This window comes from Bradyrhizobium arachidis (genome assembly GCF_024758505.1).
In the GTDB taxonomy this organism is placed as follows: Bacteria; Pseudomonadota; Alphaproteobacteria; order Rhizobiales; family Xanthobacteraceae; genus Bradyrhizobium; species Bradyrhizobium manausense_C.
In genome coordinates this window covers 8,644,624-8,657,100 of sequence record NZ_CP077970.1, presented here as the reverse complement: position 1 = coordinate 8,657,100, position 12,477 = coordinate 8,644,624, and the positions used below count along the sequence as shown (strand labels likewise).

The 12,477-nt window shown below is 63.9% G+C and carries 11 protein-coding genes; 8 read left to right on the top strand and 3 right to left on the bottom strand.

Features of this window, described 5'->3' with window-relative positions; genetic code table 11:
* Positions 1-147: 147 nt before the first annotated feature.
* Entirely contained in the window at positions 148-303 is a 156-nt protein-coding gene (locus tag KUF59_RS40310; RefSeq protein WP_212456838.1) for a Thivi_2564 family membrane protein, read from the top strand.
* Positions 304-398: 95 nt separating this feature from the next.
* On the opposite strand, the gene KUF59_RS40305 is transcribed toward KUF59_RS40310, so the two are convergent.
* The 3 genes from KUF59_RS40305 to cysD all read right to left on the bottom strand — a co-directional run bounded on the left by KUF59_RS40305 (position 399) and on the right by cysD (position 5,585).
* Positions 399-2,561 carry a malate synthase G gene (locus KUF59_RS40305; protein WP_212456837.1) on the bottom strand — a complete coding sequence of 721 codons (2,163 nt, stop codon included), beginning with the start codon at positions 2,559-2,561 and terminating at the stop codon, positions 399-401.
* 272 nt (positions 2,562-2,833) lie between these two features.
* The gene (cysC, locus tag KUF59_RS40300; protein WP_212456836.1) at positions 2,834-4,771 is read right to left on the bottom strand and encodes an adenylyl-sulfate kinase; all 1,938 of its coding nucleotides are present in this window, start codon (positions 4,769-4,771) and stop codon (positions 2,834-2,836) included.
* Positions 4,772-4,790: 19 nt separating this feature from the next.
* Positions 4,791-5,585 (bottom strand): sulfate adenylyltransferase subunit CysD, encoded by a 795-nt coding sequence (gene cysD, locus KUF59_RS40295; protein ID WP_212456835.1) that lies wholly within the window; start codon positions 5,583-5,585, stop codon positions 4,791-4,793.
* A gap of 254 nt (positions 5,586-5,839) precedes the next feature.
* Here cysD and cysG point away from each other — a divergent pair, with 254 nt between their 5' ends.
* From cysG to cysT, 7 genes are all read left to right on the top strand, one after another.
* On the top strand, positions 5,840-7,276 hold the full coding sequence (gene cysG, locus KUF59_RS40290; protein ID WP_212456834.1) for a siroheme synthase CysG: 1,437 nt from the start codon (positions 5,840-5,842) through the stop codon (positions 7,274-7,276).
* The gene (locus KUF59_RS40285; RefSeq protein WP_212456833.1) at positions 7,273-7,590 is read left to right on the top strand and encodes a DUF2849 domain-containing protein; all 318 of its coding nucleotides are present in this window, start codon (positions 7,273-7,275) and stop codon (positions 7,588-7,590) included. Before cysG ends, KUF59_RS40285 begins: the two co-directional genes overlap by 4 nt.
* A gap of 11 nt (positions 7,591-7,601) precedes the next feature.
* Positions 7,602-9,257, top strand: coding sequence for a nitrite/sulfite reductase (locus KUF59_RS40280; RefSeq protein ID WP_212456832.1), 1,656 nt, complete (start codon positions 7,602-7,604; stop codon positions 9,255-9,257).
* Positions 9,244-9,759, top strand: coding sequence for a DUF934 domain-containing protein (locus KUF59_RS40275; RefSeq protein WP_212456831.1), 516 nt, complete (start codon positions 9,244-9,246; stop codon positions 9,757-9,759). The genes KUF59_RS40280 and KUF59_RS40275 overlap by 14 nt, the downstream gene beginning before the upstream one ends.
* An 8-nt stretch (positions 9,760-9,767) precedes the next feature.
* A complete protein-coding gene (locus KUF59_RS40270) occupies positions 9,768-10,487 on the top strand; it encodes a phosphoadenylyl-sulfate reductase (protein ID WP_258767991.1) in 720 nt (239 codons plus the stop codon).
* 112 nt (positions 10,488-10,599) lie between these two features.
* Positions 10,600-11,601, top strand: coding sequence for a sulfate ABC transporter substrate-binding protein (locus KUF59_RS40265; RefSeq protein ID WP_408918055.1), 1,002 nt, complete (start codon positions 10,600-10,602; stop codon positions 11,599-11,601).
* 89 nt (positions 11,602-11,690) lie between these two features.
* Positions 11,691-12,476, top strand: coding sequence for a sulfate ABC transporter permease subunit CysT (gene cysT / locus KUF59_RS40260; protein WP_249140144.1), 786 nt, complete (start codon positions 11,691-11,693; stop codon positions 12,474-12,476).
* Position 12,477: the final 1 nt, after the last annotated feature.

The window sequence follows — 12,477 nt, the reverse complement described above, 5'->3', positions numbered from 1 at the left end:
GGAAGGAAAAGGGTAAAATTTTAGGCAGCAGGCTCTGCCGTAGAAGTACGCATTTCCTAGAAGTTGTAATGGGTTGCATCTGATGGAACCGAAATGCCGCGCCCCGCGTTAGCTTGTCATTAACAAATGCCTAAAGGGGGCCCTGCAATGCTGGTCGGCGTACTCGTCACCTTTCTCGTCGTCATCCTGGTTCTTTATCTCATCAACATGCTGCCGATGGACGGCCGCGCCAAGCAGATCGCGCGCGTCATCGTCATCCTCATCGGCATCGTCTCGCTGCTGAAATATCTGGCGGTGTTTTAGGCCGGAAAGCTGTAGCTCATCCGGGCCACGCGACTACGCAAGCAAAAAGCCCCGGCGCTTGGCCGGGGCTTTGGACGTCTCACTGCTGACTGCGATCAGCCGGCCGCTTTCGCCTCGCGGCGGCGGGCGGTGAGGATGTATTCGGTGTAGCCGTTCGGCTGCGTGCGGCCCTTGAAGACGAGGTCGCAGGCCGCCTTGAAGGCGACACCGTCGAAGGCGGGCGCCATCGGCTTGTAGAGGGAATCGCCGGCGTTCTGCTTGTCGACGACGACGGCCATGCGCTTGAGCGACTCCATCACCTGCGCTTCCGTGATGACGCCCTGATGCAGCCAGTTCGCCAGATGCTGGCTGGAGATTCGCAGAGTGGCGCGGTCTTCCATCAGGCCGACATCGTGGATGTCGGGCACCTTCGAGCAGCCGACGCCCTGGTCGATCCAGCGCACGACGTAACCCAGAATGCCCTGGCAGTTGTTGTCGATCTCCTGCTTGACGTCATCGGGCGCCCAGTTCGACTTCGATACCGGAATGGTGAGGATGTCGGAGAGCTTTGCGCGCGGTCCGCCCTTGGTGAGCTCCTGCTGCCGTGCGGTGACGTTGACCTGGTGGTAGTGCAGTGCATGCAGCGTCGCCGCCGTCGGCGAGGGCACCCAGGCGGTGGTGGCGCCGGCCTGCGGATGGACGAGCTTCTGCTGCAGCATGTCCGCCATCTTGTCGGGCGCCGCCCACATGCCCTTGCCGATCTGGGCATGGCCGGGCAGGCCGTCGATCAGGCCCATGTCGACGTTCCAGTCCTCGTAGGCCTTGATCCAGGCTTGCGCCTTCATTTCGTTCTTGCGGATCATCGGACCCGCTTCCATCGAGGTGTGGATCTCGTCGCCGGTGCGGTCGAGGAAGCCGGTGTTGATGAACATGATGCGCTTGGAGGCGCGCTGGATGCAGGCCTTGAGGTTGACGGTGGTGCGCCGTTCCTCATCCATGATGCCGACCTTGAGCGTGTTCTCCGGCAGCGACAGCAGTTTTTCGACGCGATCGAAGATCTCGCAGGTGAACGACACCTCGTCGGGGCCGTGCATTTTCGGCTTGACGATGTAGGCCGAGCCGGTGCGGCTGTTCCTGGTCTTCGAGTTGCCCTTGAGGTCGTGGATCGCGAGCAGGCCCGAGACCGCGGCGTCGAGCAGGCCCTCCGGAATCTCCTCGCCCTTGTCGTCGAGCACGGCGTCGGTGAACATGTGATGGCCGACATTGCGCATCAAGAGCAGGCTGCGGCCGTGCAGCTTCAGCTCGCCGCCATCAGGCGTCTTGTAGACGCGGTCGGCATTCAGCGAGCGGGTCAGCGTCTTGCCGCCCTTCTCGAAATCGGCCGACAGCGTGCCGTTCATCAGTCCGAGGGTGTTGCGATAGACCAGCACCTTGTCCTCGGCGTCGACGGCGGCGACGCTGTCTTCCATGTCGAGGATGGTGGAGACGGCGGCTTCCATATTGACGTCGGCGACGCCGGCCGGATCGTCCTTGCCGATCGTGTTGCTGCGATCGATCTTCACCTCGACATGCAGGCCGTTGTTGACGAGCAGCACCACGCTCGGCGCGGCTGCATCGCCCTGATAGCCGGCGAGCTGCGAGGCGTTCTTCAGCGCCGTGGCATTGCCGCTCTTCAGCTTCACTGCGAGCTGGCCCGCGACCACGCTGTAGGCAGTGACGTCGGTGTGGCTTCCGGTCGCGAGCGGCGCAGCCGCATCGAGGAAGGCTTTTGCCTTGGCGATCACCTTGTCGCCGCGCGCCTTGCTGTAGCCCTTGGCCGTGTCGCTCGCATCATGCGGGATCGCGTCGGTGCCGTAGAAGGCGTCATAGAGCGAGCCCCAGCGCGCGTTCGCGGCGTTCAGCGCATAGCGGGCGTTGGTCAGGGGAACGACGAGTTGCGGGCCGCAGATCTTGCCGATCTCGTCGTCGACGTTGGCGGTCTCGACCTTCTGCGTCGCAGGCTCCGGGACGAGATAGCCGATCTGCTTCAGGAACGCGGTATAGGCCTCGATGTCGAACGGTTTGCCCTTGCTGGTGCGATGCCAGTCGTCGATCTTGGCTTGCAGCGTATCGCGCAAGGCGAGCAATTCGCGGTTCTTCGGCGCGAGATCCCTGATGATCGCAGCAAGCCCGGCCCAGAACGCGTCAGGGGCTACTCCCGTCTTCGGGGTCGCTTCCTTGGCGATGAAATCAAAGAGAACAGGGGCGATCTTCAGTCCGTGGGCGTCGACGCGTTTCATGATGGGCTTTCTTGTTGGAAATTGGCTGTTTTTGGCTACCTTTTGACCCGGCGGCAGCAAAATGCGCCCATAAAGGGCGGCTTTCGGGGCTCTATTAGCCCCAAAACCGGGGCCGTGAGAAGGCCCCTAAAGTCTGTCAAAATGTCAAGACGAGGTGGTGATTCAGCTCGTCGCATTCGCAATTGAGCCCGGCTGCACGCCGCGGAGCAGACTGCGCTCCCTCCCCCGCAAGGGGGGAGGGAACGCAGCGGCGCAAGCGGATGAACTACAGCTCAAATATTCGCCGCGAGGTCCACGACCTCGTCGAACAGTACGCCGGTCGTCTTCAGCATCTGCTCGATCTCGTCTGCCGCCTCGGCGACCGTCCGCCTCGACGTGTCGATCACGAGTTCTGCAGCCTCCGGCTTTTCATAGTCGTTGAGGATACCGGTGAAGGATTGAAGTGCGCCGGCACGGGCCTTCTTGTAATGGCCCTTGGGATCGCGATCCTCGCAGACCTCTGCCGGTGTCGCGACATGGATCTCGCGGAAGGTAGTGTCGGCGATGCGGCGCGCCGCGGCGCGGTCCTCGCGGGCCGGTGAGACGGCGGCGACGATCGCGATATGGCCGTTGCGGGCGAGATGGGTTGCGACTTCCGCAAGCCGGCGGATGTTCTCGCTGCGGTCCGCAGCAGAGAAGCCGAGGTCTCTGTTCAAGCCAGCGCGCAGCGTGTCGCCGTCGAGAAGGATCGGCGAACCGCCATTGGTGAATAGCCGACGTTCCAGCGCTCTCGCCAGCGTCGACTTGCCGGAGGCGGGAAGGCCGGTGAGCCAGACCACGGCACCGTTGTGCTGATAGCGCGCGGAACGTTCGTCCGGACGCAGTGCGGATTCGACCGGCACGATATCGACAGGAACGGCGCGCTGACCGGCATCAACCGACAGCACCAGACCACCGCCGGCGATGCGCCCGGAGACCTCGATCACGAGACGGCCGGTGCGCGGATTCTCCGTGTAGGGATCGGTGGCAATCGGATTCGAAAGAGAAATGTCGATCTCGCCGACATAGTTGCGCCCGATCGCCTTGTTCTCGCTGCTTTCGAGCTCGCCGGGATCGACTGCCTTCTCGATCGCAACCACGGTGGCGCGGCTTTCCTTCGGGCCGCAACGCACCAGGAGCTGATCGCCCTTGGCGAGCGGCTTGTCGTGCAGCCAGAAGATGCGCGCGCGCAGGCGCCGCGTTTCGCGCGGGCTCGTTCCCGCATGCGCGATGATGTCGCCACGCTCGATGAACAGTTCGCGGTCGAGCGTGATGCCGACCGAACGGCCGGCGCCCTGACGTCCGGCGACCGGCGTCACCGGCCAGCTCTCGACCGACTTGATCTTGGCGATCTTGCCGGCAGGCATGATCACGATCTCCTCGCCGGCGGCGAGGCTGCCGGATTCGATGCGGCCTGCGACGATGCGGCGATCGTCGAACTTGTAGATCGCCTGCACGGGCAGGCGCAAGGCGAGAGCTTCCAGCGGCCGCGCCGGCTCGAGCCGGTCCAACGCCTCGACCACGGTCGGGCCCTTGTACCAGCCGATGCGATCGGTGCGCTCGGCGACGCCGTCGCCGTCGCGCGCCGAGATCGGGATCACCGCCGTCGGCGTGACGCCGAGACCTTGAAGGTGTGCCGTGATCTCGTCGCTGATCTCCTTGAAGCGATCGGCGCCGAAGTCGACGCGGTCCATCTTGTTGACGACGATGGCGACCTGCTTCACGCCGAGCAGGTGCAAGAGATAGCCGTGCCGACGGGTCTGGTCGCGCACGCCTTCGAGCGCATCGATGATCAGCACCGCGCCGTCGGCCTGCGAGGCGCCGGTGATCATGTTGCGCAAGAATTCAGCGTGGCCGGGCGCGTCAATCAGGACGATGTCGCGCGAATTCGTGCGGAAGCGAATCTGGGTGGTGTCGATGGTGATGCCCTGGTCGCGCTCGGTCTGCAGCGCGTCGAGCAGGAACGACCATTCGAACGGCATGCCGCGCCGCGCGCTGACGGCCTTGAGCATTTCGAGCTTGCCCTCGGGCAGGCTGCCGGTCTCGTGCAGGAGGCGGCCGACCAGGGTCGACTTGCCGTGGTCGACATGGCCGACGATGACGATGCGGACTTGTGGCCGCGTCGTGCCATTTGGCATCGACGTGGTGCCGTTCGGGGTGGCCGGCGAAGCGGAGGTGACGATCATGTTCATACGAGGCTCGCGTCCTTGATCAGAGATAGCCGGCGACGCGCAGCCGCTCGAAGGCATCTTCGGTCTCGTGGTCGAGCGCGCGGCCCGCGCGCTCCGGCACCTTGGTCTGTTCGAGCTCGACCAGGATCTCGTCGATGCTGGACGCTGTCGAAGCGACCGGATTGGTGATGTCCTGATCACCCAGCGAGCGATAGCGCTTGCCGTTCTGGGAAAGATACAGCGGAATGATCGGGATGTTCTCGCGCTTGGTGTAGGCCCAGATGTCGGCCTCGGTCCAATGCAGGATCGGATGGATGCGCAGATGCGCGCCCTGCGGCGGCGAGGCGTTGAAGTGATCCCAGAATTCCGGCGGCTGGTCGCGCACGTCCCAATTGCCCTCCAGGCCGCGCGGCGAGAACACGCGCTCCTTGGCGCGCGTCGCCTCTTCGTCGCGGCGGATGCCGGCGATCAGGCCGTCAAAACCGTATTTGGCCAGCGCCATCTTCAGGCCCTCGGTCTTGCGCGCGGCCGAGCGCGCAGCCGGCGGCAGCGTCGGATCGACGGCGTCGATCGGCGGGCAGGGCTCGACACGCAGATCGAGCTCCCACTCCTTGCCGTAGTGATCGCGGAAGCGATACATCTCCGGAAATTTCTTGCCGGTGTCGACATGCAGGGCCGGGAACGGCATGCGGCCGAAGAACGCCTTGCGCGCCAGCCAGATCATCACGTTGGAGTCTTTGCCGAGCGACCACAAGAGCGCGATCTTCTTCAGCCGGGCGAACGCCTCGCGGAAGATGTAGATGCTCTGCGCTTCGAGCTGATCGAGATGGTCCATGCTCGGGGGTGATGCTGCCAAATGAGCAGAAAATTCTCGCGCGTTAACCTGCTCTGCGAGAGCTGGCCTGCGCAATCCATCAGCAGCGGAATCGTCCTTGAGAAGATGCATCTCTGGCCCTTTGCCTTGGGAGGCGAAAATTCTACGGGTGCGCTGCAAAAGAGAAGAAAAAATTTTCTCTTTGCGTGCTCGAAACGAGACATATATAGAAAATAATTCCAGTCAACCCCGTTTGTGGGGGAAGCGAGTATCGTATGCGGTTCTTGCCGGTGTTCCTCGATCTCAAGGCCGGTCCGGTGGTTCTCATCGGCTCGGGCGAGCTTTTGCGTGCCAAGTTGCGCGTGCTCGCCGCGGCCGGTGCGCGCCTGCGCGTGCATGCGATCGACGGCAATCGCGACCTCGCCGGCCTTGCCGACGACGTTGCGGCGGGCGTTGTCTTCTCCGACGGCGATCCTTTGACGGCCGATCTCGCCGGCATCATCGCCATCGTCTGCGCCGGCGCCGGTGACATCGGTGTTGCGATGTCGGCGCGCGCAAAATCGCTCGGCCTGCCCGTCAATGTGATGGACGACCTCGAACATTCCAGCTTCATCTTCCCGGCGATCGTCGATCGCGGCGAGGTCGTGGTTGCGATCGGCACCGGCGGCTCCTCGCCCGTGGTGGCGCGGCGCGTGCGCGAAAAGATCGAGGCGCTGCTGCCGGCGCGGATCGGCGAGCTTGCCGAGTTCATCGGTGGCTTTCGCAAATCCATTCATGCGCGTCTTCCTGAATTCCAGCTGCGCCGTAGGTTTTGGGAGCGCGTGATCGACGGCCCGATCGGCGCGCTGGTGCTCGCCGGACGCAAGACCGAAGCCGAAGCCGCGCTCGACAGGATTTCCGACGCAACAGCCTTTGCCCGGGCCGACAAGCCGGAAGGCTCTGTTGCGCTGGTCGGCGCCGGTCCCGGCGACCCCGATCTCCTGACCATCAAGGCGTTGCGTGCGCTCCAGGACGCCGACCTCGTCCTCTATGACGAGCTGGTCTCACCCGAAATTCTCGACCGCATCCGCCGCGATACGGCGCGCATTGCGGTCGGCCGCCGCGTCGGCAAGCCCGGCATCGGCCAGGATGCCATCAACAGGCTGATGATCGAGGCCGTGCAGTCCGGCCAGCGCGTCGTGCGGTTGAAGGGCGGCGATCCCTTCGTCTTCGGCCGGGGCGGCGAAGAGGTGGAAGCACTGCGTGCGGCCGGCATCGCCTATTCGATCGTGCCGGGCATCACTGCAGCTATTGGCGGTGCGGCGGCTTTCGAAGTGCCGCTCACGTTCCGGCAGGAAGCGCTGCGAATCACCTTCCTGACGGCGCATAAGGCGCACGACGCCGAGACCGTCGACTGGTCGACCCTGACCGACACCAAAGCAACCGTCGTCGTCTACATGGGCATGACCGCCGCGCCGTCGGTGCGCGCAGGCCTGCTCGCCGCCGGCCGCTCGCCGGAAACGCCGGTCGGCGTTTTTGCGCGCGTCACGCGGCCCGATGCGCAAGCGGCGATCGGCACGCTCGGCGAATTGCCAGAGCTCATCGCGCGGATCGAAGGCGGTCCCGCCATTCTCATCATCGGCGACGTGGTCCGGCATGCCGGCGCCATCAGCCAAAACCCCAAACAAATCACCACCCAAATCATCTCGGACCTATTGGAAGCAGCCGCATGACCTCTCCGCTTGAACAGAAGAAAATCAGAATTGCCGGCCCCTCGGTCGTGACCGCCAACCGCACCTGGGATGGCGCGGTGATCTATCGCACCGCCGCCAGGAACTGGTCGGCGGACCTGACGGATGCCGCGATCGTGCGTAACTCCGACGACGCCAAGGCTCTGCTTGCCGAATCCGTCGCCGACGATCTCGGCGCGGTCGGCGCCTATATCGCGCCGGTCCAGGTCGCTGATGACGGCAAGATCGCACCCGGCAATCTGCGCGAACAGATCCGCCGCACCGGCGTTACCATCGGGCTGCCGGTTCAGGTTTAAGGCAATCTCCCATGTATGCTTACGACGAAATCGACCGCACGCTGGTCAACGAGCGGGTCTCGGAATTTCGTGACCAGGTGAAGCGCCGCCTTTCCGGCGAGCTCACCGAGGACGAGTTCAAGATCTTGCGCCTTCAGAACGGCGTCTATTTGCAACTGCACGCCTACATGTTCCGCGTCGCGATCCCCTACGGCACGTTGTCGTCGGATCAGCTGCGCCGGCTCGCGCACATCGCGCGTCGCTACGACCGCGGTTACGGCCACTTCACCACGCGGCAGAACATCCAGTTCAACTGGATCAAGCTCGCCGAGTTGCCGGACGCGCTGGCCGATCTCGCCGAAGTCGGCATCCATGCGATGCAGACCTCCGGCAACAACATGCGCAACGTCACCTCGGACCAGTGGGCCGGCGTCGCGCCGGGCGAGATCGAGGATCCCCGGATCTGGTCGGAGCTCTTGCGTCAGCACACCACGCTGCATCCGGAGTTCTCGTTCCTGCCGCGCAAGTTCAAGATCGCGATCACCGCGTCGGATCACGACCGCGCCGCGATCAAGATCCACGACATCGGCCTGCGCCTGGTCAAGAACGAGAAGGGCGAGACCGGATTCGAGGTGCTGGTCGGCGGTGGGCTCGGTCGCACGCCGTTCATCGCCAAGACCATCAAGCACTTCGTGCATGGCCGCGACATCCTGAGCTATGTCGAGGCGATCCTGCGCGTCTACAACCAGTATGGCCGCCGCGACAACATCTACAAGGCGCGCATCAAGATCCTGGTGCACGAACTCGGCATCGAGAAATTTTCGCGCGAGGTCGAGGACGAGTGGCAGCACATCCGCGGCTCGTCGCTCCAGATCGACGACGAGGTGATCGAGGACATCCGCTCCCGCTTCAGCTATCCGGCCTATGAGAAGCTGCCGCACATGCCGGACGAGTTGCGCCAGGCCGCGGCCGATCCCGCGTTCGAGGCGTGGCGCAAGAACTCGGTCGCCTCGCATAAGGTCCAGGGCTACTCGATCGTCACCATTTCGCTGAAGCCCGTTGGCGGCCCTCCGGGCGACGCCACCGCCGAGCAGATGGATGCGCTCGCCGACCTCGCCGAAAAATACTCCTTCGGCGAGATCCGCGTCGGTCACGAACAGAATTTGGCGCTGCCCCACGTCGCCAAGCGCGACCTGCCCGCGCTGTGGCGGGCGCTCGACAAGCTCGGGCTCGCGACGCCGAACGTCAACCTGATCAGCGACATCATCGCCTGCCCGGGGCTGGATTACTGCTCGCTGGCGAATGCGCGCTCGATTCCGATCGCGCAGGAGCTGACGCGGCGTTTTGCCAATCACGAGCTCGCCAATCTGATCGGCCGTCTGCACATCAACATCTCCGGCTGCATCAATGCCTGCGGCCATCACCATGTCGGTCATATCGGTATTCTCGGCGTCGAGAAGAACGGCGAGGAGGTCTACCAGATCACCATCGGCGGCCGCGCCGACGAGAACGCCGCGCTCGGCAATCTGATCGGACCCGGCGTGAAATTCGAGGAAGTCGCCGACGTCATCGAGGATGTCGTGGAGGCCTATCTGGCACTGCGCGAGCGGCCGGAAGAGCTTTTCATCGATACCGTGAAGCGCCTCGGCGTCGAACCATTCAAGGAGCGGGTCTATGCCACTCGTTAAGGGCGGAAAGATCGCCGACGATACTTTTACCCGGCTGGCCGACGATGCGCCGCTTCCCGCAAGCGGCGACATCCTGGTTTCGGCCGATCGTTTCGTGAAGGACACGGACGCTCTGCTTGCGCGCGCGGGCAGGCTCGGCGTGATCTGGCCGAACAACCGCGATATCGAGGAGCTGGTGCCGCATCTTGCCAGGCTCGCCGCCGTCGCCCTGGTGTTCCCGACCTTCCGCGACGGACGTGCCTACAGCCAGGCGCGTCTGCTGCGCGAGCGCTATGCCTATCGCGGCGAACTGCGGGCCACCGGCCAGGTGCTGCGCGACCAGTTCGTGTTCATGCTGCGCGCTGGCTTCGACAGCTTCGAGGTCAGGAAGCAGGCCGACGCGGAAGCCTTTGCGCAGACCGTGAAACGCTATTCGGTGTTCTACCAGCCGACCGGCGACGGCCGCATCACGGCGCTGCACCGGCGCATGCAATTGCGCCATTCGGAAGGTGTCGGCACGTGAGTGTGACTGTGTCTGAGCTTGCTCCGTCGTCGCCGATAGCTCTGCCGCCTGCGGCCGAGCTCGCGCGTCAGCTCCGGGGCGCCTCACCGGCGGAGATCATCGCCGCTGCGCTGAAGACGGTCGGGCGCGAGCAGCTTGCGCTGGTGTCGTCGTTCGGGACGGAGTCGGCGGCACTGCTCAAGGTGATGGCCGACGTCGATCCGGCAATTCCCGTGATCTTTCTCGATACCGGCTGGCTGTTCGAGGAGACGCTCGCCTATCGCGATACGCTGATCGCGACGCTGGGCTTGCGCGACGTGCGGTCAATCAAGCCGCTCGAGGAGACATTGTCGCGCGAGGATCCCGATCGCGATCTGTGGTTCTCCAATCCCGACGCCTGCTGCCGCATCCGCAAGGTGGAACCGCTGGCGCGGGCGCTCAAACCGTTCTCAGCCTGGATCAACGGCCGCAAGCGTTTTCAGGGCGGCGCGCGTGCCGAGATTCCGGTGGTCGAGGAAGACGGCGCGCGGTTGAAGTTCAATCCGTTCGCCGATGTATCGCGCGAGGACATCGACGCGATCTATGCGCGTGCCAAATTGCCGCAGCATCCGCTGCAAGCGTCAGGCTTCCTGTCCGTTGGATGCATGCCCTGCACCAGCCGGACGAGCGAAGGCGAGGATGCGCGCGCCGGTCGCTGGCGCGGCCGGGCCAAGACAGAATGCGGCATTCACACGATGAAGATTTCGTAGCACAACAAGGCTGCGACGCTGCGAACAAGAAAATCCGGTTCCGTTGACTTGGAGCCGCTTTCTACCGAGTTATGTCCGCATGTCCTCGTCGACACTGACGTCGTTGAGGTGAATGGAGAGAGACATGATCCGCCGTATTGCGCCGATCGTCGCGGGCCTCCTGTGGGCAAACTCGGTTTTCGCTGCTGACGTCAATCTGCTGAACGTGTCGTACGACCCGACGCGCGAGCTGTATGTCGAGTTCAACAAGGCGTTTGCGAACGCCTATCAGCGCGAGACCGGCAAGAGCGTCGAGATCAAACAGTCGCATGGCGGCAGCGGATCGCAGGCCCGTAGCGTGATCGATGGTCTCCAGGCCGACGTGGTGACGCTCGCACTCGCCTACGACATCGACGCGATCGCGGCCAAGGGATTGACGGCTGCCGATTGGCAGAAGCGCCTGCCGCAGAATGCCTCGCCCTATACATCGACCATCGTGTTCCTGGTGCGCAAAGGCAATCCCAAGGGCATCAAGGACTGGGACGATCTGATCAAGCAGGGCGTCGCCGTCATCACGCCGAACCCGAAGACGTCGGGGGGCGCGCGCTGGAACTACCTCGCGGCCTGGGGCTTTGCGCAGAAGAAGTTCGGCGCGGCCGACAAGGCCAAGCAATTCGTCGCAAATCTCTATCAAAACGTCCCGGTGCTCGACACCGGCGCGCGCGGCGCCACCGTCACCTTCGTCGAGCGCGGCGTCGGTGACGTGCTGCTCGCCTGGGAGAACGAGGCTTTCCTCGCGCAGCGCGAGTTCGGCAAGGACAAGTTCGAGATCGTGGCGCCGCCGCTGTCGATCCTGGCCGAGCCGCCGGTGACGATCGTCGACAAGGTTGCCGATAAAAAGGGCACGCGCAGTGTCGCCGATGCCTACCTTCAGTATTGGTATACCAAGGAAGGTCAGGAAATTGCCGCACGCAATTTCTATCGTCCGCGCGATCCGGAGATCGCCAAGAAGTTCGAAAATTCATTCGCCAAGGTCGATCTGTTCACGATCGATGACGTTTTCGGCGGCTGGACCAAGGCGCAGAAGGAACATTTTGCCGACGGCGGCGTCTTTGATCAGATCTACAAGAACTGATCGGGCGCCGTTTTTGGAGGGCTGAAGCAGGGGGCCTGGTGAGCGCAATCGCAGTACGACGCCGGACATTGCCGGGCTTCGGTCTCACGATGGGACTGACGCTCACCTGGCTGTCGATCATCATCCTGATTCCGCTGGCCGGTCTCTTCCTGCGCTCGCTCGAGCTTAGCCCTGAGCAGTTCTGGAACATCCTCTCCAGCCGCCGGACGCTGAATGCTCTGCGGGTCTCCTTCGGGCTCGCCTTTGCGGCCGCCTGCGTCAACCTCGTGATGGGCAGCATCATCGTCTGGGCGCTGGTGCGCTATCGCTTCCCAGGCCGGCGGATATTCGATGCCATCGTCGACGTGCCCTTTGCTCTGCCCACCGCGGTAGCCGGCGTTGCGCTGACGTCGCTGTTTGCCGAAAAGGGCTGGCTGGGGGCGCCGCTTGCGGCGCTCGGCATCAAGGTCGCCTTCACGCCGGTCGGTATCTTCGTTGCCATGATCTTCATCGGCATCCCCTTCGTCGTGCGCACCGTGCAGCCGGTGTTGCAGGACCTCGATCCTGAGATCGAGGAGGCGGCCGGAAGCCTTGGCGCGAGCCGCTGGCAAACCATCACGCGCGTCATCCTGCCGAGCCTGGCGCCAGCGCTGCTCACGGGACTTGCGCTCGCCTTTGCGCGCGCGGTCGGGGAATACGGCTCGGTGATCTTCATCGCCGGCAATCTGCCGAACGTGTCCGAGATCGCGCCGCTCCTGATCGTGATCCGGCTGTCCGAATTCCGCTACGCCGATGCGACCGCAATTGCGGTCGTCATGCTGGTCGTATCCTTCGTCATCATCTTCGCCGTCAACCGGTTACAGCGCTGGGCGCGGGACCGGGTGCCCGCACAATGAG